General features: G+C 72.2%; 17 protein-coding genes. 6 read left to right on the plus strand and 11 right to left on the minus strand.

The window, feature by feature from the left end; all coding sequences use genetic code 11:
* The first annotated feature begins 70 nt into the window (after positions 1-70).
* Positions 71-661, plus strand: a complete 591-nt coding sequence (locus tag VK611_12200) for a carboxymuconolactone decarboxylase family protein (GenBank protein HMG42088.1) — start codon at positions 71-73, stop codon at positions 659-661.
* Complete coding sequence (locus VK611_12205; protein ID HMG42089.1) at positions 658-1527, plus strand: RNA polymerase sigma-70 factor; 870 nt, start codon at positions 658-660, stop codon at positions 1525-1527. Before VK611_12200 ends, VK611_12205 begins: the two co-directional genes overlap by 4 nt.
* A gap of 6 nt (positions 1528-1533) precedes the next feature.
* Here the strand turns inward: VK611_12205 and ppc are convergent, their stop codons facing one another.
* Positions 1534-4320 (minus strand): phosphoenolpyruvate carboxylase, encoded by a 2787-nt coding sequence (gene ppc / locus VK611_12210; GenBank protein ID HMG42090.1) that lies wholly within the window; start codon positions 4318-4320, stop codon positions 1534-1536.
* 147 nt (positions 4321-4467) lie between these two features.
* Here ppc and VK611_12215 point away from each other — a divergent pair, with 147 nt between their 5' ends.
* Positions 4468-6099 carry a cellulase family glycosylhydrolase gene (locus VK611_12215; GenBank protein ID HMG42091.1) on the plus strand — a complete coding sequence of 544 codons (1632 nt, stop codon included), beginning with the start codon at positions 4468-4470 and terminating at the stop codon, positions 6097-6099.
* A gap of 52 nt (positions 6100-6151) precedes the next feature.
* On the opposite strand, the gene priA is transcribed toward VK611_12215, so the two are convergent.
* The 4 genes from priA to VK611_12235 all read right to left on the minus strand — a co-directional run bounded on the left by priA (position 6152) and on the right by VK611_12235 (position 12738).
* On the minus strand, positions 6152-6934 hold the full coding sequence (gene priA, locus VK611_12220; GenBank protein ID HMG42092.1) for a bifunctional 1-(5-phosphoribosyl)-5-((5-phosphoribosylamino)methylideneamino)imidazole-4-carboxamide isomerase/phosphoribosylanthranilate isomerase PriA: 783 nt from the start codon (positions 6932-6934) through the stop codon (positions 6152-6154).
* Between the two features lie 36 nt (positions 6935-6970).
* On the minus strand, positions 6971-7237 hold the full coding sequence (locus tag VK611_12225; GenBank protein ID HMG42093.1) for a hypothetical protein: 267 nt from the start codon (positions 7235-7237) through the stop codon (positions 6971-6973).
* Between the two features lie 92 nt (positions 7238-7329).
* Positions 7330-7914, minus strand: a complete 585-nt coding sequence (locus VK611_12230) for a hypothetical protein (GenBank protein HMG42094.1) — start codon at positions 7912-7914, stop codon at positions 7330-7332.
* Between the two features lie 78 nt (positions 7915-7992).
* A complete protein-coding gene (locus VK611_12235) occupies positions 7993-12738 on the minus strand; it encodes a CHAT domain-containing protein (GenBank protein HMG42095.1) in 4746 nt (1581 codons plus the stop codon).
* A 9-nt stretch (positions 12739-12747) separates the two neighbouring features.
* Here VK611_12235 and VK611_12240 point away from each other — a divergent pair, with 9 nt between their 5' ends.
* Positions 12748-13110 (plus strand): hypothetical protein, encoded by a 363-nt coding sequence (locus VK611_12240; GenBank protein HMG42096.1) that lies wholly within the window; start codon positions 12748-12750, stop codon positions 13108-13110.
* 171 nt (positions 13111-13281) lie between these two features.
* Here VK611_12240 and VK611_12245 read toward each other — a convergent pair whose 3' ends face one another.
* Positions 13282-14409, minus strand: coding sequence for a VCBS repeat-containing protein (locus tag VK611_12245; GenBank protein HMG42097.1), 1128 nt, complete (start codon positions 14407-14409; stop codon positions 13282-13284).
* Positions 14393-14884: a sigma-70 family RNA polymerase sigma factor gene (locus VK611_12250; GenBank protein HMG42098.1), complete on the minus strand. Its 492-nt coding sequence runs from the start codon at positions 14882-14884 to the stop codon at positions 14393-14395. The genes VK611_12245 and VK611_12250 overlap by 17 nt, the downstream gene beginning before the upstream one ends.
* 358 nt (positions 14885-15242) lie before the next feature.
* On the opposite strand from VK611_12250, the gene VK611_12255 reads away from it, so the two are divergent.
* Positions 15243-17867 (plus strand): hypothetical protein, encoded by a 2625-nt coding sequence (locus VK611_12255; protein ID HMG42099.1) that lies wholly within the window; start codon positions 15243-15245, stop codon positions 17865-17867.
* 263 nt (positions 17868-18130) lie between these two features.
* Here the strand turns inward: VK611_12255 and VK611_12260 are convergent, their stop codons facing one another.
* Both VK611_12260 and VK611_12265 read right to left on the minus strand, forming a co-directional pair.
* Positions 18131-18886 carry an SDR family oxidoreductase gene (locus VK611_12260; protein HMG42100.1) on the minus strand — a complete coding sequence of 252 codons (756 nt, stop codon included), beginning with the start codon at positions 18884-18886 and terminating at the stop codon, positions 18131-18133.
* Between the two features lie 223 nt (positions 18887-19109).
* Positions 19110-21830 (minus strand): AAA family ATPase, encoded by a 2721-nt coding sequence (locus tag VK611_12265; protein ID HMG42101.1) that lies wholly within the window; start codon positions 21828-21830, stop codon positions 19110-19112.
* Positions 21831-22070: 240 nt separating this feature from the next.
* On the opposite strand from VK611_12265, the gene VK611_12270 reads away from it, so the two are divergent.
* Positions 22071-22337: a hypothetical protein gene (locus VK611_12270; GenBank protein ID HMG42102.1), complete on the plus strand. Its 267-nt coding sequence runs from the start codon at positions 22071-22073 to the stop codon at positions 22335-22337.
* An 8-nt stretch (positions 22338-22345) separates the two neighbouring features.
* Here the strand turns inward: VK611_12270 and VK611_12275 are convergent, their stop codons facing one another.
* Entirely contained in the window at positions 22346-23197 is an 852-nt protein-coding gene (locus tag VK611_12275; GenBank protein ID HMG42103.1) for a DUF2470 domain-containing protein, read from the minus strand.
* A 9-nt stretch (positions 23198-23206) separates the two neighbouring features.
* The coding region (locus tag VK611_12280; protein HMG42104.1) for a hypothetical protein at positions 23207-23426 on the minus strand (220 nt) is incomplete at its 5' end.

A 23426-nucleotide genomic window follows, 5' to 3' on the forward strand; every position in this document is an offset into this window, starting at 1 on the left:
ATTGTCACAGATCGGGTGCGGGCGGTGTCTTGATGTCGACCACATCGACAGATCGACAGGAGGAGCTGCCATGTCCAGCACGACACGGATTCCCAAGGTGGAGATCACCGGCCCGTTCGGGTATCTCTTGAAGCGACTCAGCCGGAAGATGATCGGTGAGGTGCCCGAGGCGACAGGGGTGATGTGGCAGAACCGAGCGGTGCTCAGCAGCTCCATGGCGTTCGGCCGCAAGATCCAGAAGTGGGACCAGCTCGACGCCAACCTGAAGTCGCTCGCCCACATGGCGGTCGCCGCGCAGGTCGGCTGCTCGTGGTGCCTGGACTTCAACTACTTCCAGGCCCACAACGAGGGCCTCGACGAGGTGAAGGCCAGCGAGGTGCCCCGTTGGCGTGAGTCGACGGTGTTCACGCCGCTCGAGCGCGAGGTGATGGAGTACGCCGAGGCGATGACCGAGACGCCCCTGCAGGTCACCGACGAGATGTCGGCCCGGCTGCTCGAGCAGCTCGGTGCGCCGGCCCTGGTGGAGCTCACGGCCGTGGTCGGGTTCGCGAACCTGACGACGAGGGGCAACATCGCGATGGGGATCGAGTCCCAAGGGTTCTCCAAGGTCTGCGCGCTGCCTTTGGCGCAACGCTCGGCGGGGTACGCGAAGTCGGCATGAGCGAGGATGCGTTCGCCCGCCACCGGAGCCTGCTGTTCACCGTGGCCTACGAGATGCTCGGCTCCGCGGCCGACGCCGAGGACCTCGTCCAGGAGACCTGGCTGCGGTGGGCCGATGTCGACCAGGCGGCGGTGCGCGACCCGCGGGCCTACCTGGTCCGCATCGTCACCCGTCAGGCGTTGAACCGGCTGCGGTCGGTGGCGCGGCGGCGCGAGGACTACGTCGGCGAGTGGTTGCCGGAGCCGCTGTTGACGAGCCCCGACGTGGCCGCCGACGTCGAGCTCGCCGACAGCGTGTCGATCGCGATGCTCACCGTGCTCGAGACCCTCGGTCCGGCCGAGCGTGCCGTGTTCGTGCTGCGCGAGGTGTTCGACATCCCCTACGACGAGATCGCCGAGGCCGTCGGCAAGTCCCCTGCCGCCGTCCGCCAGATCGCCCACCGGGCACGCGACCACGTCGCCGCTCGGCGCCCGCGCGTGGCAGTCAGCACGACCGAGCAGCAGGAGGCCGTGGACCGGTTCCTCGCCGCCGTCCGGCACGGCGACCTGCAGAGCCTCCTCGACGTCCTGGCGCCCGACGTGGTCATCGCCGCCGACGGCGGGGGCTTCGTCGCCGCGGCCCGTCGTCCGATCCAGGGTGCGGAACGGGTGGCGGGCTTCCTGATCAAGGGTCTCCGCTCCGTGGACTTCGAGGCGACCGCCGTCTGGCTCAACGGGTCACCCGCCATCCGGATCGACATCGGGGGGCAGCTCGACACCGCCGTGAGCCTCGCCGTCGAGAACGGGCGCATCACCCGCATCTATGCCGTCCGCAACCCCCACAAGCTGGCCCGGCTCGACGGGGTCGCCGCCCTCACACGGACCTGACCCACGTCAGCCGGTGTTGCGGAGGCCGGCGGCGATGCCGTTGACCGTGAGCAGCAGCGAGCGCACGAGCGCGGGGTCGATGTCGTCGCCGGCGCCCACCGCCCACCGGTGGCGGGCCAGGAGCTCGATCTGCAGCTGGTGCAGCGGGAGGAGGTAGCGGTCGCGCACCGCCAACGTGCGCTGCAGCAGCGGCTGGCGGTCGAGCAGCTCGGCCTCGCCGGTGAGCCGGAGGACCTCGGCCACGGTCCGCTCGTGCTCTTCCTCGATGACGTCGAGCAGCCGGTGGCCCCGCTGGTCGACGAGCCGTTCGACGTAGCGCCGGCTGATCGACATATCGGTCTTGGCGAGGGTCATCTCGACGTTGGACACGAACGTCGAGAACCAGAACCAGCGGTCGAGCATCTCGGTGAGCGAGTCGCCGAGCCCGGCCTCCCGGGCGGCGGCCAGACCGGTCCCGACCCCGAACCAGCCGGGGATGATCTGTCGGGACTGGGTCCAGCCGAACACCCACGGGATCGCCCGGAGGCCACCCAGGCCGGCCCCGGCGTCGGGCCGGCGGGCGGGGCGCGAGCCGATGTTCAACGACGTCAGCAGCTCGGTGGGCGTGGTGGCCAGGAAGTAGGCCGGTAGCTCGGGGTCGTCGACGAGCCGGCGGTAGGCGTCGCACGCGGCGTCGCTCACCCGGTCCATCGTGGCGTCCCACCGGGCCAGCGCCTCGGCCGGCAGCCGCGGCGACGTGTGCAGCACGCTCGCCTCGAGCACGGCGCTCACGGTCAGCTCCAGGTTCTCGCGAGCCAGTGTGGGCAGCAGGTACTTGTCGCTGATCACCTCGCCCTGCTCGGTGACCTTCATCGCGCCGTCGAGCGTCCCCCATGGCTGGGCGAGGATCGCATCGTGGGTCGGCCCACCGCCTCGACCGACCGCTCCGCCCCGGCCGTGGAAGAGCCGGAGCCGCACCCCGTGCCGGGCGGCGGTGTCCCGCAGCGCCCGCTGGGCCTGGTGGATCTGCCACTGGCTGGTGGCCACCCCGGCGTCCTTGTTGGAGTCCGAGTAGCCCAGCATCACCTCCTGCACGCCGCCTCGGGCATCGACCAGCCGCCGGTAGCCCGGGATCGACAGCAGGTCGTCGAGGAAGCGCCCGGCGCCCAGCAGGTCGTCGACCTGTTCCAGGAGCGGTGCGAACCCGATGCGGGCGGTGCCGGCGACCGGGTCGACCAGCCCCGCCTCCCGGGCCAGGACCACGGCGGCCAGGAGGTCGTCCACGCCCTGGGTCATCGACACGATGTAGGTCTCGACCACCTCGGGACCGAACCGGTCGAGGGCCTCGCGGATCGTGGCGAACACGTCGGTGACCTGCTGGGCTTCGGGCTCGAGCGTCGTCGACGGCCCCTGCAGGGGCCGCCGCCCGTCGAGCTCGGCGACCAGGTGCCGGGTGCGATCGCCGTGGTCGAGCGAGGCGTAGCCCGGCGCCTCGCCCACCGCCCGGTAGAGCGCGTCGAGGGCCGCGTGGTGGGCGTCGGCGTGCTCGCGGACGTCGAGGGTCGCCAGGTGCAGCCCGGTGGCCGCCACCACGCGGACCGCGCCCGCCACCAGGTCGGACACCAGCGGGCCGCCGTGCTCGTCGAGCGAGCGCCGCAGCAGGTCGAGGTCGGCGACCAGATCGTCCGAGCCCAGGTAGTCGGCCCCCGGTGCGTGCGGGCCGGCGTCGGCCAGCCGGCGGCGGGTGCGGCCGAGCTTGGCCCGGATGCACGTGAGCTTGAGCCGGTAGGGCTCCTCGGCGTTGATCCGCCGGAACCGATCCTCCACCTCGGGGAGGGCGTCGAGGTCGGCGGCCAGGCTGGCCGCCAGCTCGTCGGTGGCCGGGGCCACCGCGTCGGACACGCTCAGCTCCTCGATGAGGTCGTCGACGATCCGCTCGACCCCCCGGATGCCGTGCTCGTGCTGGAGCAGCAGCACCTGCATGGTCATCTCCGGCGACACGTTCGGGTTGCCGTCCCGGTCGCCGCCGATCCAGCTCCCGAAGGTCAAGGGCCGGGAACCCGGGGGTTGCCGGGCACCGAGCCCGGCCAGCGTCCGGTCGAGGTCGGCCAGCACCTCCGGCAGGCCCGACGCCTCCAGCTCCACGAGGTGGTAGACCGCGTTCCGCGCCTCGTCGACGGGCTCGGGCCGGCTCAGCCGCAGCTCGTCGGTGAGCCACAGCAGGTCGATCACCTGACCCAACCGGCGGTCGGTGGCCTCGACGGTGCGGGGCCCACCGGTGGTGGCCAGCTCGGCCGCCTCGGCGTCGAGCAGGTCGGCCACCTCGCGCAGCTTGGTCAAGCGGGAGCGGCGGGCCGCCTCGGTCGGGTGGGCGGTGAACACCGGGCGGACCGCGAGCGAGGCGGCACCGACCGCCACCTCCTCGGCCGACAGGTTCCGCGCCTCGATCCGTCGCGCGGTCTCGGCCAGGGAACCACCGTCGTCCGTGCGCAGCCGTCGCAGCTCCCGGCCCCTGTGGACCTGCTCGGCCACGTTGGCCAGGTGGAAGAACGCGCTGAACGCCCGCACCAGGTGACCGGCGGTGGTGGGGTCGACGTCCCGCAGCAGCGCCGCGGCTGTGTTTCCAGAGTCGACCCGGGTGAGCCGGCGCACCGCTTCCACCCCGTCGAGGAGCTCCGGACCGACCTGCCGGGCCAGTGTCTCGCCCAGCAACCGCCCGAGCCGCCGGATGTCGGCCCGCAGCGCGAGGTCGGCCTCCTCGCTCCCGAACGCGCCCAGCTCGGCCGGCCCGGTCCGGGCGGGGGTGGTCGACATGTCCCCATCCCTACCACCACCGCGTCCCCCGGGCGGACACCCAGAGCGACCGCCCGACCACCGAGCCGGGAGCGGCCACGCCCCGGCGTCCGCCCGATCCAGGTGTGCGTCTCGCCTCGGGGGTGGCGGCGCCGTAGTTTGCGCCCGATGGGGACTGGGGGAGCGCGTGGGGTGCTGGCGGCGGCCGTGACGCTGGTGCTGGTGCTGGTGGCAGCGGGGTGCAGCGGCGACGGTGGTGGTGATGAGGAGGCGGCGCCTGGTCCCGAGGTGGTGGACACCGTTCCTCTGCCCCGGTTGCACGCCGAGCGGGGTGATCGTCCGGGGGTGTTCGACGAGGACGGTCGCCAGGTCGTCCTGCGGGGGGTGAACCTCAACGGGCTGGCGGAGTACGCCCGGGCCAACGCGGACCTCGATCCGACGTTGCCGGTGACCGAGGCGACGTGGGACCAGATCGCGGACGAGGGCTTCAACGTGGTGCGCCTCCTCGTCTCGTGGTCGCGCCTGGAGCCCGAGCGGGGCGAGATCGACGATGCCTACGTAGAGGAGATCCGCACGCAGGTGCGATCGGCCGGCGAGCGGGGGCTCTACACGGTGGTCGACATGCACCAGGACGCCTGGGGGCCGTTCGTGGCCACGCCGGCCGGGGTCGAGTGCCCGGCCGGTCGCGAGCCCGCCAACGGCTGGGACGGTGCGCCGGCCTGGGCCACGCCCGAGGCCGACGTGAGCTCCTGCCGGGTGGCCGAGGGCGAGGCCAAGCCCGGCAGCGACCTCGTCGTCGAGGCCTGGGACCGCTTCTACCGCGACACCGACGGCATCCAGACCCACCTCGTCGACGTGTGGGAGCACCTGGCCACCGAGCTCGCCGACGAACCGTCGGTCGCCGGCTACGACCTGCTGAACGAGCCGGGCCACGGCCAGGGCCCGACCGCGCCGGTCGGCGGGCTGCTCTCGGAGTTCCCGGCCCTGGGCGACTACTACGGCCGGGCGATCGACGCGATCCGGCAGGGCGAGCAGGCCGCCGGCATCGATCCGCGGCCGATCTACTTCGAGCACAGCGTGGCCGGCAACCCGCCGCCCGCCGCCTTCTCCGACGATCCCGGCCTGGTCTTCGCCCCGCACATCTACGGCGGCTCCATCGTCGAGCTCCTCACGGTCGACCAGAACTGGGACGTGATGCTGTCGCTCGCCGACGGGTGGGACACCAGCGTGTGGGTGGGTGAGTACGGCTGGTGGGACGACCCCGCCGAACGGCCCGAGGTGGTCGAGCGCGTCGAGCGGTTCGCCGCCCGGGAGGACGGTGCCCTCGCCGGCGGTGGGACGGGCGTCGTCCCGGTGGGCAGCGCCTGGTGGCAGTGGAACAACGGCTGCGGCGACCCCCACCAGATCACCGATGCCGGGATGGCGGCTCCCGACGAGATCCGCCAGTACCGGGTGACCGGCTGCATCGACGGCGGCGCCCGCGACGACGGCGTGGTGCCCGCCTGGCGGGACGTGCTGACCCGCCCGGCGGTCCGGTTCGCGCCCGGGTGGATCACGGCACTGGCCGTCGACGGCGACGCCGCCACCCTGGAGCTCCGCGCCGAGGACGCCACCCCCGGCGCGGTGCTCGAGCTGTGGATCCCCGGCGACGAGCGGCCCCTCGTGGGCGGCACCGGCATCGCGGAGGTCGAACCGACCCGACAGGGCTCCGGCTGGAACGTCACCGCGACCGTCTGCGCCGACACCTACGACGTCGTCACCGGCCCCGACGCGACACCCACCGAGAGCTCCTGCCCCTGATCGCGAGCGTCGTCCCCGACGCCAGGGCACGTCCCGTCGAGGCGTCAGGTGTTCAGTCGACGGATCGCACGGCCTCGTCGATCCGCCGCATCGCCTCGAGCGCCTCGGGCAGGGTGAATCGGCCGGCGTTGAGCGCCGTCCCGACGATCGAGCCCTCCAGGTTCGCGCCCGCGGCGGCGGCCTCGGCCAGGACGACGAGGTCCTCGATGGAGGAGATCCCGCCGGAGGTGATCACCGGGGCAGCGGTGGCGCGGGCTACCGCCCGGTAGAGCTCCACGTTGGGGCCGCGCAGCATGCCGTCCCTGCTCACGTCGGTGACGACGTAACGGGCGCAGCCGTCCCTGTCCAGGCGCTCGAGGGTCTCCCACAGGTTGCCGCCGTCGGCGGTCCCGCCACGGGCGGCGAGCCGGTGCTGCGCCGAGCCGCCCGGATCCTCGACGACGCGCACGTCGAGGCTGACCGCGACTCGCTCGCCGTGCGCGGCGATCGCCCGTGAGCACCACGCCGGGTTCTCCAGCGCCGCCGTGCCGAGGTTGACCCGCTCACAGCCGGTGGACAGCGCTCTCTCCAGCGAGGCGTCGCCGCGGATGCCGCCCGACAGCTCCACGTTGACGTCCAGCTCCCCGATCACGGCTGCGAGCAGCGTCGCGTTGGAGCCGCGACCGAACGCCGCGTCCAGGTCGACCAGGTGGATCCACTCCGCTCCACCGGCCTGCCACGCGAGCGCCGCGTCGCGCGGGTCGCCGTAGGCGGTCTCGGTGCCGGCGTTGCCCTGGACGAGCCGGACGGCTCGACCGTCGGCCACGTCGACGGCGGGCAACAGCGTGAAGGTCACGAACAGGACCGTAACGACCGACGGCCACCGCACCGTTCAGGTGTCGAGGAAGCGGCGAAGGATCGGCATGACGAGGTCCGTCTCGTGGAGCAGGCCGACATGGGTTGCGCCGGGGACGACCGCCAGCCGGGCGTCGGGCAGCACCTCGTGCCGCTCGGCGAGCGCGGCCAGCACGTCACCGAAGGCGACCTCGATGGTGAGGAGCCCGCCGTGCAGCAGCACGAGCGGCGGCCCCTCGCCGCGCAGCTCGTAGTAGATCGACAGGCCGTCGACCTCCACACATCTTCCCTGCGCCGGCGTCATCGTCATACCCCATGGGACCACGCCCGAGCCGCGGAGTCATCGGTGGCCACAACACGTCCGAGGCGGCCATCTGTCGTCGCGCCGACCGATCGCTACTTGTAGTCGAACGTGTAGCACCAGGCCAGCGGCTTCACGATCTCCTCGGCCGCCTCCGGGTGCCGCTGCCGGAACTCCGCCGTTGCCATGTCTCTCATCTCGATCGGGGTGTGGGCGACATGGCGGGCCTCCGATAGGTAGAAGTCATCCTCGAGGTCCTTCAGCACAGGGAGCACGTCGAGGGCGAGGTCGTCTCCGAACGCCCCAGCCAGCCTCGTGTCATCCCTCTGCGGCCAACTGGTGGTTCCCCACCCCGTCCACACTGCCATTGCCTTGACCACCAACCAGGGGTCCAGGAACACCGCCCCGCTGCCGCCACCCGGCTCCCGGCGGCTGGCGGAGAGAGTGACCAGCTTCCACCGGCGGGCGCTGAGCCGGGTCGCCACCATGAAGCCCTGCGACTCGAGGCTGGCACGGCTTCGACGCACCTGGCCACGGCTGACCCATCCGGTGCTCAGGCTGCGCTCCCACGCCGTCCAAAGGCGATGGACCGACGAGGGGATGGTGGGAAACATCCTGAAGCCCGATCGGCGGCTGGCGTGCAACGCATCATTGAGCATCTTGCGATCGTCGGCGTCCACACCAACAGACTGCCCCGGAGCGACGTGCGACGACGGCGAGATCCGCAGGGACTGTCAGGAAGATCTTGTTCTCCCGCTCTAGGACCCGAAGTGGGCGTAGGAGGCCCAGTGGACCGGTGCGGACGTGTCGGGCCGTTGCCGCAGGCGGCCGATGGCGTGATGGAGGGCGACTGCGGTGCCGTCGAACCCGGCCTCGTCGTGGGCGGCGGCGATGGCGGCATAGGTGTCGCGGGCGATGGTCGGTGCGGTGGCGTCGTCGATCGACCAGAGAGTGCCGATGATGTGGCGGGCGCCGGAGAATCCGAAGGCTGCTGCGAGGTGCAGCGTTTCGTCTGCCAGGTCGGGGTGGCCTTGTGCGGTGTCGCAGGCGGAGAGGAACGCCAGTTGGGTGTTGTTCCTCAGTTGACCGACGATCTCCTGCAGCCGGAGGGGGCCGTCGGCGACTGCGAGGTAGCTGGCTGCCGGGTTGGTGACGTGCTGGTGGCCGTGGCATGCGAAGTGCAGGAGGGTGTGGTGCCGGAGTGCCTCGAGTATGCGCTCCCGGGTGGCGTCGGCGGCTTGAAGGATCGTGTGGGGTCCTGCCAGGTGACGTGCGACGAGCTCGACCTCTTCCCGAACACTGCTCAAGGTGGAAAAGGTCGTGCCGTCGATGGGCGGTGCATCGGCCACGCCGACGATCAGGGCTCCGGTCGGCGGGTCGTCGACGTCCTCGATGCCGTCCGCCTCGTGGTCACAGTTGCGGACGAGCGTCCCGAGGGTTGGCGTGTACGAGGGGATGACCCGGCCGCCGACCCAGTCCTGGGTCGTGGAGTCGCCAGCAGCGTGGAGGGGGAGCCGCGCCAGCTGTCCGGTGGGGCACCACCAGAGCCGTGGCAGGGCATCGCCTTCTCCCGGTGGCAGGTCGAGGTGGTCGAGCACGGGTTGTGCGATGGCGTGCCACAGCCAGGTCATCGTGTCGGTGATGTGGCTGGACGCGGCGGTCAACGACGGCGGGTCGATCGTGGTGTCGACGGTGTCGACGGCGGCGGCGAAGGACTGGGCCCGGGATTCGACGTCGGTTGCGTCGAGCGCCGGCAGGCGGACGACGCGGACGTCGTCATGGTCGGGTGTGAGCAGTAGGGCGTCGCACCGGTAGGCGCTGACGTTGACCACCACGACTGGGCCTCGGGCGGCGGAGCGGCGGAGTGTGGCCAACTCAGGGGCAGCCAGGAAGTCCTCGAAGCCGGGCTGCTGCCGGACCTCGGCGAGCAGTTCTTCGTGGTCGCGGTGCAGTTGCCAGCGGTACTCGACGTCCTGGCGGTAGGGCGTGGCGCCCGGCACCGTGGCGCCGGCGCTGAGGGACCGACCGAACCCGTCGTCGGTGTCGGCGAGCTCGGCGACCAGGTGGTCGAGGCGCCGACACAGCTCCGGATGCTCCGCGGCGAGTCGTGAGCGGTCGGTTCGGGCGTCGAGCAGCTGGGACCAGATGAGGGTTCGGCCCTGCTCGAGCAGTCGCAGTGCCCGTGCCGGGTCGCCGGCGTCGAGGGCGACGGCGGCAGCGTCGGAGGCCAGGCCGGGGAAGTCGCGCAGGCGGTTCTCGCGAGACACCAGACCGAGGCCGCGCCAGGCGAGCAGGGGGAGCACCTCTTCGACCGCGGTCCGGTACGCCGCCGCGGCGTGGGCCGTGTTGCCGGTGAGGTGGTGGAGGTGACCGCTCATCTGGCACGCGCGCAGCCGGACCTCGCTCGATGCCGTGACCGACGCGGCCGCCTCGTCCGCCGCGGCCAACGCCGCGCGGCGATGACGCCGTCGCTCTGAGCGGCGGTACCGCAGCTCGAGGGCCGCAGCCAACGTCGAGAGCCGTGCCGCCCGCAGGGGATGGTGCTCGGGAGTGCTGCGGAGGCTGGCCTTCAAGGCCCGTAGTGCCCGCCACAGGTAGATGCCGCCGCCCGCCGCCTCCGCGTGGGTCAGCAAGGCCTGGGCGTACACGTGCTGACCTGACGCCCGAGCGGCGCCTTGGCTGCGTTCCATCGAGCGTCGTCCCGCGGCGACCGACTGCTGCAGGGTCGCTACATCGTCGGTGGCGCCGGCACGCTCCAGGAGCAGGATGGCCCGACCCGACTCGACCCCCGGGCGGTCGGGGTGCTGCCTCGGGAGGAGATCGAGCGCCTGTTCGCTGACGGCGATGGCGGCATCGAGATCGGCGAGCTCCCCCGAACGGTCGTGGCGCTGCAGCAGCAAGCCCCCCAGGTTGTGGAGGTGCATGAACCGGGCAGGACTGGCAGGGGGGACGAGGGCCAGTGCCTGCGTCTGGTGGGCGACGGCGCTGTCGAGATCGCCGTCGTCACCCAGAGCGAGGTATCGGTTCCACTGTGCCGTGGCCAGACCGGTCAGGCAGGCAGGACGCAACTCGACCGCGACGTCGGGGAGATCGCAGGCCATCTGGGCCGCCGCCACCGCCCCGTGGACGGCGGCGATGTCACCCGTTCGCTCCGACTGGCGGACCAGCGCAGTGGACAGCGCGCCGAGTGCGACGACGCGGACGCCGCCTTCCTCGACGAGCGTGGCGTCCGCCTTCCGCAGTTCGTCGATGGCCCTCTCGATCTCGGCAAGATCACCGGTCGCCTCGAAGCGGGCGCTCCGAGCTTGGCCGAGCACGCCTCGGGTGATGGCCTGCTGCCGTGGTGAGGCCTGGAGGTCGATGGCCTCCTCGGCGGCTCCCACCGCGGCGTCGATGTCGTCGGGTCGCCGGGTGCGCTCGTGCCGCGCCAGCAGGCACTGTGACAGACAGACGAGAAGCCGGGCCCGCTCCGGCACCGCCTCCGACAAGCGGGCCAGGGCCCGGCGGTAGATCTGGATCGCCTCGTCGAGGTGACGTATCTCGCCGGTGTGGTGGTAGCGGGCGAGGTGGTTCCTGTTGATCGTCTCCCACTGCTCGGCCTGCACCGGCAGCGACTGCAGCTGGCTCAGTCGCTGTGCCTGCTGCTCGAGCTTCTCCGCCTGTTGGGCGTCACGGGGATCGCCGCTGTGGTCGGCGCGCGCCTGCAACGCCGCGGCCAGCTGCAACCGCGCGATCGACTGGTGTTGGGGGAACGCTGCCACGACGGCTGCCTCGGCGGCTTGGATGCATGTGATCAGCGCGCCCTCGTCGCCGGTGAGTCGGTGGAGTTGCAGCAGGGCTTGGCTCAAGCCCGCCAGCGGAGTGGAACGGGTGGGGTCGTCACCGGGTGTCTGGTCGACCGCGGTCCGAAAGTTGACGACCGCGGCCTCGATGTCGGCCCGGTGGCCCAGGAGCTGGTAGCGCACCGTCAGCGCGGTACCGGCCGTGTTGTACGCAGTGGCTTCCAGGGTCGAGCCCCGGTGGTGCTCGATCGCCTCCATGGCCAGTGACACGGCCGTCTCGGCGTCGTCGCGACTGCCGGTGTTGCCGGCCCGCAGAGCCAGGCCTCCAGCGACCATCAACGACAGGCCCGACCGCTTGGAGCTGTCGAGCGGAAGCTGGACCAGGGCCTCTTCCAGCAGCTCCAGGCCGGAGGCCACCGAGTCGGGTGTCGCCCGGGACAGCAGGATCGTGCCCAGCTCCGCGACCAGTTCGGCACGTGAGGCGTCGTCGGGAGCGCTGCCAATGGCTGCCCGCAGCGAGGCCACCACCTGGTCGTGGGCATCGCCGTCGCCGGTCAGAGCTGCCCGCAGGCCCTGAGCCGACAGCAGGTCGCTCGAACCTTCGCCACCGACGGCTCGCTCGGCCCGGATGACCTCGTCGAGTGCCTCGGCGCCGTACCAGTGGTGCGCCTTCGACCAGGTGAGCTGAGTGAGGAGCCCCCCGGCGCTCTCCCTCTCCGGGTTGTCGACCGGCATTCCCTCCCAGGCCACCCACGCTGCTGCGATCGCTTCGTCCAGGTCCGGCCGGCTCCTCGGAGCCTCCCACCGCTCGCTGAGGGCCAAGGCCAGCGCCAGGTGCATGGGTGCGGCCAGCAAGTGCCCAGGGGTCGTTGCCGCGGCCGCCACTCGCCCCCACTCCACCGCCTCGTCGAGGTCGGCGCGGTCCTCGGTTGCCTCGAACCGCTGCAGGAGGGCAAACACGAGTCGGCTGAGGACGAGGGGGCGCTGGACCATGCTTTCCTCGGTCAGATCGACGGCGCCTCGCAGTTGCTCCACCGCCTGCTCGATATCCGAGATCTCCCCACGTGCCCGGTGACGTACGGCAAGCGCAGTGCCAAGGTGCAACAGAGCGTCGACACGGTCGCCCGCCTCCAACTCCTCGGCCAAGGCGGACCGAGCGACGGTGATCGCCGCATCGACCTCGCTGGTGACGCCGAAGGCCTCGGACAGTGTCACCAGCCCGATCGCAAGGGCGTTGAGCGCCGGGCCCACCGGCTGCTGGTGCCGACGTCCGCTGTCGACGATGTGGCGGGCGAGGCCGACGCCCGCTTCGACGCCGGCCCGATCGCCATCACCGCTCCCTCTGGCCACGAGGAGCGCCGCCAGCGCCGTCGCCCGACCCGAATAGTCCGGGTCATCGTCAGACGTCGCCTCGACGGCAGCCCGTAGCTCGCCGATGGCGGCGTCGAGGTCAGCGCGGCCAGTCGCGGCGATGTAACGCCGGCGCAGTGCCTGGCCCAGGTGATAGCGGGCACCAGCTCGTTGCTCCGCAGGAACCCGTTGGGAGTCGAGGGCCCCGTGGAGCTCCGTGACATGCCGATCCAACTGGTCGGCGTCGTCGTTGTCGGCCTCCCAGGCCTTCACCGCGTCGAGGGCCCGTTCCCACATCCCGCCTTCTCCGCCATCGATCGGGGACCAGTACACCACGCCGGCCGGTGCTGGGACGCCTACTGCAGGTGCCATGCTGGAACCATGGCGAAGGCGGTGCGGATGGCGTTCCCCGAGTCCCTGGCGCGGGATCTCATCGACGGCGGGGTCGCCGCGCCGGCACGCTCACCCCGCGGCCTGGCCGGCGACCTCTTCCGCCTCGCCGTCGACGGCATCGAGACGGGCGCCAGCATCGTGACCGTCGTGACCGCCCCCGAAATCCTGCGGCAGGTCGTCACACGGGCCCGTCGCATGCTGACGACAGGTGATGCAGGACCCATCCGCATCACGATCGAGGGCCCGAGCGGTCGCCGCACCCTCGAGCTCGACCGGGAGGCCTCCGACCATTCTGCAGCCGACCAGCTGGCGGCCTTCGTCGACGAGGTCGGCGGCGGGCCGGAAAGCTGACGCAGATACGGATCAGAAGGTTGGGGGTTCGAGTCCCTCCGAGCGCGCTGGCACCGAACCGCACTTGGGGGATACCAGGCGAGACGAGGGATGGCTGAACGATCGTGACCGGCGCCGCCCAACGGGGCGGCGCCGGTCACGTGTCCTGGCTGCTCGCCAGCTCCCGCGTCGTCAGCAGGTGCTGTTCAGGACCTTGCGGATCGCTCCGTCGGCGGCCAGCTCGTGGACCGCCATGGTCGAACCCTCCCAGAAGTGCAGCTCGGTGCCGATCTCCATGCGCCCGTCGCCGTTGAAGTCGGCGATCGCGGCCACCCGCACCACGTCCATGTCCCGCGGCGGCACCAGCTCGGGGGTGTCACGGCCCAGGGACACCTGGAACGTCGCCGTCGTCACCGCGCCGTCGACGACCTGGCGCACGAAGGCCACCGAGTAGTCGCCGGCACCGCCGTAGTTGTCCGCGGTGTCCCGGGCCTGCTCGGCGACCACGACGACCTCGTCGGTGCCGTCGCCGTCGAGATCGGCGGCGATCGCCTGCACGACCTCGGGTTCGGCATCGTCGATGCCCAGTCCGGCCAGGACCTCGGCCGCTGCGGCCTGGTAGACCTCGTTGGAGGTCGCTAGCCGGCGCACCGGACGAGGCCGCGGGTTCTCGACGCCCGTGACCGCCATCGGCGTGGGCGTACGCCAGTCGTCGTCCTGGGGCAGGGCGACCTCGACGACGCTCCCGGGTGGCTCGGAGATCCCGCAGCCGTCGCCCCACCCACCGGTGCCCGTGGTGACTTCGGGGTCGAGGCCGACGATCGTGTACTCCTCGTCGCCGGAGACGGGCAGGTCGCCGCTGTCCGGCGCCCTCCACGAGCTGCCGTCCCACCACCCGAGGGGACCGGACGGACCGACCACGACCGATGTCGTGGACTCCGGAGGGGGTGCCGCCGTGGTGCTGGATCCCGCCGTGGCCGGCGGCGTCGCCGTGGGGCCGCCGGAGGCGTCGGGCACCGTGGTCGGGGTGGTCGGCTGCGGGTTCGTCGGGTCGGTGCCGGGGCCGGTGCGCACCGCGTCACCGTCGCGGTTCACCGCGAGCAGTCCGACGACCAGGCACACGACCAGGACCGCCGCGGCGATCATCGCCGGCCGCACGGGCCACGCGTGGTCGGACCAACGCCGAGGGACCGTGCCGGCCTCGTCGCGCGACTGCTGGAACGCCGTGAACGCCGTCGACGTGTCGGAGCCGGGGAGCCGGTCCCTGGCGGCGACGTCGGCCAGGTGGGCTCGGAGCCGTTCCTCAATGGGCGTGGTCATTCTGGCCTCCCAGAAGGGTTTCGAGGCGGCGCAGCGCCCGGTGCAACCTGCTCTTCACGGTGCCCGCGGAGATGTCGAGGGCGGTGGCGACCTGCTCGATCGTCCAGTCGAGGTGGTAGCGGAGGATGACGACGGTCCGTTGCTCGACCGACAACCGGGCGAGCGCTCGGGCCATCGCCGGATCGGCAACCCCGTCGAGGTCGGACGACCGGGGGTCCGGTCGCAACGGCCGCAACCGTTCCAATCGTCGCCGTCGGTGCCGGTTGAGGCCGCAGTTCACGGCCACCCGGAACACCCATCCGGCCGGGTTGGTCATCGACTCGAGCGAATCCCAGCGTTCGTACGCCCGGACCAAAGCCTCGTCGACGCAGTCCAAGGCCAGGTCACGGTCGTCGAGCGCCATGATCACGGCCCGCAGGATGTCGGGTCTCTCAGCTCTGTAGAAGGCCTCGAAGCCCATGGATCTCTCCGCCATCGCTTGCACGCCGTACAGACACCTACCGGCCCCGAGAACGTTCCAGGAAATCCGTGGTCTTGTCCCTTCACGACGACGATCACCGGCGGGTTGCTGCCGGTGGCTGACGCGGTGGTGTTCGAAAAGCTGACCCGACCCCGATAAGTACGGGTTCCACTACTAATCTCCGTGCTCCGGGGCGGGCGGAGCGGCCGTGTGCCCGAACGCCGTGCTGATCGCGGTGGATCGGAACCTCATGCAGCGGACTGCGCCTCACGACCCTGTCGACATCGTTCCGGTCGACGGGGTCGCCACACTCGTCGAGCAGCTGGACAAACTGGCGCGCCGACGGCCTCGGCGCGATCCGCGGCTCCCGACGATGCTGATCACCGGGGTGCACGCGGACGAGCTCGTGCGGGGCTACGCCGCGCGGCTGATCATCGACGGGCGCCCAAGCGTCCCCCACGTCGTGTTCGACTGCTCGGGATCGGGATCGGGATCGGGATCGGCGCCCGATGCCGACACAGGACTTCTTGACCAGATGGCCGACGAGCTGGGCCAGTCCCTGCCCGGCGGTCTGCGGGGAATGCACGGCGTTCTCGGCCTGCGCTTGCCGCGCTACTGGACCGTCCGCCACGTCCTCGACGCCACCACGCCGGCCGCCACCGAGCCCGAGCGGAGCCGCCAGCTGCGCGATGCGCTCTACGCCCGTCGCGGCGAGCTCGGCGCCCCGGCGGGTTGGCTGGAGCCTCTCGCCTCCTGGCTGGAGAAGGTCGGGATCGGTCCGGTCAGCGGCGCCCTCATCGCCCGGCCCTTGCTCGCCGCCTCCCGGCTGGTGTTCGGGATGCGTCTGTGGGCGAGCTACCGGTTCAGGTGGTTCAAGAAGGAGATGCTGACGGTCACCGGAGTGCGCCGCTCGTTCCTCGGGTCCGGCCTCCGGCTGACCAAGGGCGGCCGCGAGCGCGCCAACGCCACGGTCGTCCAACGGGTTCTCGTCCTTGCGTTGCTCCACGACCTGCAGGCCGCGACGCGCGTCAGCTTCTTCTCACCCATGCGTCGCCGCCGGGTGACGCCGTTCGTCGTCCACCTGCTGCACGTGGCGGCGGACTCGCCGGCGCACTGGTTCCTCGGCGCGCTGGCCGCGCTCGAGGACGACGACCTTCGCCGCCACACGCTGCTGGTGCTGGCGACGCCGGCCGGCGACGGCCAAGGTGAGGGTGGCGACTCCGGGCGTGACCTCGGATCGCCCGGCGCGCCGACCTACAACCCGCGGGAGGCGGCCGTCGCCCTCGCGCCCCTCGCCGAGCACGGGGTGCCGCTACCGGCGCGCACGATCCGAGTGGACGTCCCCGACGGTCCGCCGAGCAGCTCTGACGAACAGTGGCTGCAGCGCCACCCGGTGGTCCAGCCCATGCCGGTGCGGTGGGCGGTGTTGATCCCCCTGCTCGCCGCGCTCGTGCCACTGGCCACCGCGGCCATTCTGGTCGTGGGCAGGCTCGGCAGCGAGGACCCGTCCCTCTGCCCGGAGAAGGTCAGCGATGAGATGATCGGCGTCGGCGACGGGTCCGACGGGTGCTCGTTCTTCCCCGACGCCCGCGACACGGACACCGAGGTCGACGACGCCATGGTCGCGGTGGAATCGGCCATCGCACGCGAGAACACCGAGGTGCTCGACAGCGGCGAGCCCTACAGCACGATCGTGTTCTTCGCACCGCTCACGATCCCGCCGGGCCCGGGCCGCCGGGGAGAGAACGCCCTCAACCAGCTGCGGGGGACGGCACTCGCCCAGCAGCGGGCCAACTACCTGGCCACCGGTGACCCCAAGCGGGTCATGACCCGCGTCCTCCTTGCGAACCCCGGCGACCGCTTCGCCAACGGCGTCGATGTCGCCCGGCAGATCGTCGAGCACGCCGATCGCGACGACACCATCATCGGGGTGGTGGGGATCAGCCAGAGCCGCCGCGCCAGCCGCGACGCCGTGCGCCTCCTCGGAAACGATCGCCTGCCCGTCGTGGCCGGACCCGTCACCGGCGACGTCATGGTCGACGCCTCGCCGCACTACTACCAGGTGTCGCCCCGGAACCTGCGGGTGGCCAGCATGCTCGTCGCGTTCAGCACCCACACCGAGATCGTGCGGACCGCCGACGGCGAGGCGGTGACCCCCGAGGGCGCCGTCATCGTCATGGACCACACCGACGAGTACAGCCGCAACCTGGCCTACGACCTGCACGACACCTTCACCGGCGCCGGGGGCACCACACGCTCGATCGTGACCTATCCCATCGAGGCCCCCGACGCCCCTGTGCCCGAGCCGCCCGTCGACGGCGCCCCCGAGCCCGTCCGCGTCGGCTCGAGCGACGAGCTGGCCCAACAGGTGTGCTCGTCGTTGGGTGAGCGCGACATCGTCTTCTACGCCAGCCGCTCGCAGGAGTTCGTCAGCTGGCTCCAGAGCATGCACGACGACAACGACTGCCCCGATACGTTCACGGTCGTCGGCGGCAGCGCGCTGACGAAGATCGTCGAGGACCCGTCGAACCCGCTCCCGGAGTACCGGGGTGTGAGCCTCTACTACGCCGCTTTCGCCTCGAAGAGCGTGCAGTACAACCGGGCCGGCGACGAGTTCATGCGGGGCTACGAGGACGCCTACGGCGATGACGTCATCGCTCCGGACATCAGCGACGGCGCGGTCGCCTATGACGCCTTCAACGCGCTGCAGCGGACCGCCAACTACGCGGTCCAGAACGGCCTGCCCGTCTCCGCCGACACGTCCGCCGGGGCGCTCGGCGGCGAGGAGATCGAGTTCGACGGCGCCAGTGGTTACATCGCTCTCGGCAACGGCCCCATCAGCAGCGACAGTCCCCGGGTGCCGCCGGCGAAGCCGGTGCTGGTCCTCCCGGCCGGCGCCGAGTCAGCGAACCAAAGCCTCGAGTGCGGGCGCTTCTCCGAACGCATCCAGCACGAGACCTGGGGTCGGGCCCAAGCCGACTGCCCGACCATCGACTGAAAGGGGAGTGGCGAGCGTCATCTCGAGTCCGTAGTCCTGCAACTCCTCGTCGGAGTACTGGAGCGACCACTCGTGCGGGGCGTCGATGTAGCCGTCGAGGGTGGCGTGGGTGAAGGTGATGATCTTGCGCACGGCAGGCTTCTCCTGGTCGGTCGCGGGTGGTCGGGAACGGGGTGCTTCAGGCGGGCCGGCGGCGTCGTGCCAGGTCGTCATCAAGCGGGTGGGGCTCCATCCGGGAACGGACTCGGCCGGTCATGAGCGGGTCACTCGCCGATAGCGCCGCAGGTGATGTTGACCTGGGTGGCGGTCATGGAGCGGGCGCGGTCCGAGGCGAGGAAGGCGGCGACGTGACCAACGTCGTCGAAGCTGGCGGCCCGGCCCAGCAGGGTCTGGTCGATGATGGCCTGCTTGGCCTCCGCCAGCTCGGGGATGTCCAGGAACGTCTCGGCGATGCCTCCGGTCAGCATCGTGAGGAGCCGCACGCCGTGGGGGCCCAGCTCGGAGGCCCACTGGCGTCGCAGCGCCTCGACGATGTCCATGCCCACCTGGACCGTGCCCATGTTCTGGCGGTCCTTCCGGGACACGTAGTCGGCCCCGCCGAAGAACAGGATCACACCGGACTGCTGGCGCACCATGTGGCGGGCGGCGGCTTTGGTGGTGTTCAGGTGCGACCGGACGACCTTGTCCATCGCCGCGGCGAAGTCGTCGACCGGGATGTCGCTCAGCGGCTGGAAGATGGCGTCCTGGGTGATGACGTTCACCGAGATGTCGAGGCTGCCGATCGTCTCGACCACGGAGTCGGCGTGATCGTTCACGGCCGTCTCGTCGAGGGCGTCGACGACCGCTGTCTCGACCTGGCCACCGTCGACCCGGATCTTGTCGGCGACGGCGTCGAGCGTGGCCGGGGTACGTCCCACCAGGACGCAGCGGGCGCCCTCGGCGGCAAAGCCCTTGGCCATCGCGCCGCCGATGCTCCCGCCACCGCCGTAGATCACGGCTGTCTTGTTCTCGAGCAACATGGGGGGTTCCTCCTGCACGGGTTGTGTCAGGAGGCATCATCCGCCAGGGGTACCACCCGCCGTATCGGTCATGTTGCCGTTCTGCCCGCGGTCATCGGACCCGTACATGGGTCATCTGGCCCCGCTCGCCCGGGCCCGACCCTGGTCACCGGGGTGACTGGGGCATCAGGGACCAGGCCGCCCCGTCGTCTGGGCACGTAGGGGTCAGACGGGGCAGCGCGGGTCAGAGGTCGAGCGTGGCCAGCTCGGTGCGCCGGCTGACACCGAGCTTGGGGAACACGTTGGAGAGGTGGTGGCCGATCGTCCGGGGGCTCAGGTACATCTGGGCGGCGATCTCCTTGTTGGTCAGACCGGCAGCGGCCAGCCGGACCACCTGGAGCTCCTGGGGCGTGAGGCGGGTGGCCGGGTCGGCGGCGTGCGGGCGGGCCAGCGGGCGGGCCCCGAGGGCGGCCAGCTCCGTCCGGGCCCGTTGCGCCCAGCGGTCGGCCCCGAGTTTCTCGAACCCCTCGGTGGCGGCCTGCAGCTGGGTGCCGGCCTCGGTGCGGCGGCGGCGGCGGCGCAGCCACTCGCCCGACAGCAGCTGGACGCGGGCCCGGTCGTAGGGCGACGCGCACCGCTCGACCGCCTCGGCCAGCAAGCCCTCGGCACCGTCGTCGTCGAGCAGCGCCCGGCAGCGGAGCGCCAGGGCCTGGGCGGTCGGCGTCGCCGCGTGCTCCGCCCATCGCTCCAGGTCGGCCGCCGGGGCCTGCGCCCGGTCGGGCTGCCCGGCGCGCACGGCCGCCTCCACCAGGTCGGCGACCGCCCGTATGGGGAGGTCCCGCGCGACCGCGCCGCGGCAGACGTCTTCGAGCTGGTCGAGCGCGGCATCGAAGCGGCCGGCGGCGAGGTCCAGCAGGCCCAGGCCCCAGGTCACGAGCGCCGCGCTGCCGGGGTGTCGCCCGGCCACCTTGGGCCGGACGGCGGCGGCCTGCGATCGGCAGCCGTCCTCGTCGCCGTGGACCGCCGCCAGCCAGACGGCGATCGACCGCAGCACGGCGGTCTGGGTGGTCATGCCCAGCTCCTCGGCCAGCGGGACGCCCTCCCCCAGGCAGGTCTGGGCGGCGGCGAGGTCGCCGCGCAGCATGTGCCCGAGGGCGAGGAGCTCCAGCGCGTACGGGATCCACGTCAGCTTCCCGTGAGCGCGGGCGTCGTCGACCATGGCGCTCATCACGGCCACGGCGGCCTCGTCGTCGGCCACCAGCAGGGCGCTGAACCCGGCGACGACGCGGTGGAGGTCCTCGAGCGGCTGCTCCCGGGCACGCCGTAGCAGCTGCCCGATCGGGGCGACGGCCCGCTCCGGCCGGCCGTCGAGCACGTCGGCCCAAGCGATCATGGCCGCGTTGGCGAGCGCCTGGTCGGAGCCCTCGGGCAGGCGGAGCCGCTGCAGGTGCTCGACAGCCTGCCGGAGGAGGCCGAGGTCGCTGGCGTCCTTCGCCGCGCACATGGCCTCGATGAGGATGAGCCCAGCGCGCCCCGGGTCGTCGTCGGGCACCAGGTCGGCGGCCTGGAGCGCCAGGGCGCCGTCGGCCTCGGGCGACACCCGCTCGTAGCGCACCTGGGCCCGGAGGAACACGGCGTCGGCGAGGACGCTGCGGTCCCCCGTCAGCGACTCGGCCTCGGTGGCGAGGCGCTCGGCCCGGCCCGGATGACCCGCCGCGTAGGCTGCGTGGGCCGCCTTCACCAGGCGCACGGCCTTCAGCTCGGGGTCGGTGCTCAGCCGGGCGGAGCGGTCGTAGGCGGCGGAGACCGCCATAGCGCCGCCCCGGGCCTCGGCCCGCTCCGCCGTCCGCTCCAGCTCCGCCGCCACGGCCTCGTCGGGCGCGGTGGTCGCGGCGGCGAGGTGCCAGGCCCGGCGGTCGGTGTCGGTCTCGGCGTTGGCGAACGCCCGGTGAACGGCAACCCGGCGGTGGTGCGGGGCGTGCTGGTAGGCGGCGCCGCGGATCAACGGGTGGCGAAACGTCAGTCCCGAGGTCGACAGGCTGATGAGCCGCGCCTGCTCGGCGGGCTCGAGGTCGCCCGGCGACGCGCCGACCGCGGCCATGGCCCGCAGGATCACGTCGAGGCGGGCGGCGCTGTCGGCGGCCGCCACCTCCAGGGCCAGGCGGGTCGCCTCGGGAAGGCCGGCGATCTGGGTGCGGAACGTCTCCTGGACCCGCCACGTCACCTGCAACGGCCCGACCTGCTCGGCGGGATCGAAGGTCCCGGTGTCCTGCGCCGCACGGCGGGTCGTGCCCAGCTCGATGATCGCCAGCGGGTTGCCGCCCGCTTCGGCCAGCACCCGGTCCCGGAGGGGCGCCGCCAGCCCGGGCGCCTGCCCGTCGAGGAGCCCGGCGGCGGCCGCTGCCGGCAGGCCGGTGACCTCCAGCGAAGCTACCCCGGGGGCGGCGAACGGGACGGCGGCGTGGCGGGCCGCGAACAGCATGGCCACCGGATCGACCTGGAAGCGGCGGGCAGCGAACAGCAGTGCGTCCGACGAGCTCTGGTCCAGCCACTGGGCGTCGTCCACGACGCAGAGGAGCGGCTCGTCGGCGCTCAGCTCGGCCAGCAGACCCAGCGTCCCGGCACCGACCAGGAACCGGCTGGGCGCCGGGCCGTCGGCCAGGCCGAACGCGATGCGCATCGCCGTCGCCTGCGGACCCGCGAGCCGGTCCAGCCGGTCGAGGAACGGGTACAGGAGCAGGTGGAGCGCCCCGAACGGCAGCTCGGCCTCCGACTCGATCCCGACGCCCCGCACCACCCGCATGCCCGTCGCCGTCGCCGACCCGACCGCGTGGTCGAGCAGCGCCGACTTGCCGATCCCCGCGTCGCCCCGGACCACCAGTGCGCCACTGCGCCCGCGGCGCGCCCCGTCGAGCAGTCGGTCGATCGCCGCCTGCTGCACCTCACGTCCCACGAGCTCGGGCACACGCCTCCTTCGACTGGTCGAGGTCAGAGTTGGGATCGGGGGAACGCCAAGTCTGTCGCACGCCAACCCCGGTGTCAGCGGCGGTCGCTTCGCCGCCCCTGACCGTCGGACACGAGGTCACCGCCGGCGCCCTCGCTCAGGTGACGACCGTTGTCAGGTGGGCGCTGGCGGTGGGATTTCGGTGTTGGGGTGGATGTGTGGCGAGCGGCTGGGTGGGGTGGGCAGACTCGACGGGTGGTGGTGATCGACTGGGTACTGCGTGACCGTCGGACGGGGCGGATCGTGGTGGCGCAGTGGCCGAACCTGCCGCTCGTCGTGTGGCTGGTCGCGACGGCCGTCGGAGCGTTGCTCGAACCCAGCGGGGTCGCTGGCGCGGTGACGCGGACGGTCGGGACGCTGGGCCTCGGCTGGTGGGCCGTGGCCGAGATCGGCTGGGGTGTCAACCCGTGGCGTCGCCTGCTCGGCGCCGTGGTGCTCGCCGGGCAGGTGGCGTCGCTGCTGCGCTGACTACCAGGTCACCGGTCCGGAGGGGCGGCCACCGCGGCCTTGCTGCGGGCGTCGGCGACCATCGCGACCATGGCCTGGCGGACCTGGTCGCCGTCGGAGCACGGTTCGGGGAAGGCGAGGCGCACGGCGGCCCGACCGGAGGGACCGACGGCGATCATCTCGAACCCGTAGCGGTCGACGGCGGACATGGTGGCCTCGGTGGTCTCGGTCCGGCCGGCCAGGTGGCGGCAGTACAGCACCTGCGCCTCGCTGTGGTCGGCGTTCATGTGCTCGATGATCCCGGCCGCGGCCGGCGCCAGCGGGTCGGGCTCCGCTGCGGCGTAGGCCACGGGGTCGACCCAGCTCATGCGCCCGTAGCCGCCGACGTAGCGGATGGAGTCGACCGCCAGCCGGTAGAAGGCGAAGTCGCCGAAGTCGATGTAGTACTCCGCCGTCGGGTTGGCGGCGAGGTAGCGGTCGCGGACGCCGGGCCGGTCGCTCTCGTCGACCTCCGAGAGCTGCCCCAGGAGCGTCGCCCTGCCACTCGCCAGCGGATCGGCGCCGTCCGGAACGGGCTCGGTGGCCAGCAGGCTGGCGCGCGGGTCACGGATCGCGTTCTGGGTGTGCTCGGCCATGAGGCTGACGAAGAACAGCGGGTTGCCGGCGTCGTCGAGGGCGTAGCTGGCGACCGATCCGTAGGGGTAGCCCTCGGGATCGGCCGCGATCGTGCTCAGCGAGCCCCGACTGGCCCCGGCCACCAGGGTGCGGCAGCGCTCGGCATGCGAGGGCTCGGCCGGCGGCGGCCCAGCGGGCGCGGCGGACGGTGGAGCGCCACCTTCGTCGCCGGCCGGAACCTGGTGCCCCACGGGTCGATCTGCCATCACGACACGCTACGCGTGCTGAACCTGCGACCGTGACCCAGGAGTTGGCCGCCGTAGGGCCGGTCGGGGCACGACACCGGGCGCTGGTATGACCCCGTTGGGCTTCGAGCTCACGGCCTGCAGGGCCGCCGGCAGGTTGGGGGCGGCGAAGTTGCCGGCCGTCACGAGCGCCACGAGATGTGCGCCGGCCGAGTGGCCGGCCACGATGACCCGGTTCGGGTCGACGCCC

Source organism: Acidimicrobiales bacterium (genome assembly GCA_035316325.1).
Lineage (GTDB): Bacteria > Actinomycetota > Acidimicrobiia > Acidimicrobiales > VFJN01 > DASXTK01.

What these genes read in the sequence shown, in the direction of transcription:
- VK611_12200 (HMG42088.1), top strand. Translation starts at nt 71, where the DNA reads ATGTCCAGCACGACACGGATTCCCAAGGTGGAGATCACCGGCCCGTTC.
- VK611_12205 (HMG42089.1), top strand. Translation starts at nt 658, where the DNA reads ATGAGCGAGGATGCGTTCGCCCGCCACCGGAGCCTGCTGTTCACCGTG.
- ppc (HMG42090.1), bottom strand. Translation starts at nt 4,320, where the DNA reads ATGTCGACCACCCCCGCCCGGACCGGGCCGGCCGAGCTGGGCGCGTTC.
- VK611_12215 (HMG42091.1), top strand. Translation starts at nt 4,468, where the DNA reads ATGGGGACTGGGGGAGCGCGTGGGGTGCTGGCGGCGGCCGTGACGCTG.
- VK611_12225 (HMG42093.1), bottom strand. Translation starts at nt 7,237, where the DNA reads ATGACGCCGGCGCAGGGAAGATGTGTGGAGGTCGACGGCCTGTCGATC.
- VK611_12235 (HMG42095.1), bottom strand. Translation starts at nt 12,738, where the DNA reads ATGGCACCTGCAGTAGGCGTCCCAGCACCGGCCGGCGTGGTGTACTGG.
- VK611_12240 (HMG42096.1), top strand. Translation starts at nt 12,748, where the DNA reads ATGGCGAAGGCGGTGCGGATGGCGTTCCCCGAGTCCCTGGCGCGGGAT.
- VK611_12245 (HMG42097.1), bottom strand. Translation starts at nt 14,409, where the DNA reads ATGACCACGCCCATTGAGGAACGGCTCCGAGCCCACCTGGCCGACGTC.
- VK611_12250 (HMG42098.1), bottom strand. Translation starts at nt 14,884, where the DNA reads ATGGCGGAGAGATCCATGGGCTTCGAGGCCTTCTACAGAGCTGAGAGA.
- VK611_12255 (HMG42099.1), top strand. Translation starts at nt 15,243, where the DNA reads ATGCTGATCACCGGGGTGCACGCGGACGAGCTCGTGCGGGGCTACGCC.
- VK611_12260 (HMG42100.1), bottom strand. Translation starts at nt 18,886, where the DNA reads ATGTTGCTCGAGAACAAGACAGCCGTGATCTACGGCGGTGGCGGGAGC.
- VK611_12275 (HMG42103.1), bottom strand. Translation starts at nt 23,197, where the DNA reads ATGGCAGATCGACCCGTGGGGCACCAGGTTCCGGCCGGCGACGAAGGT.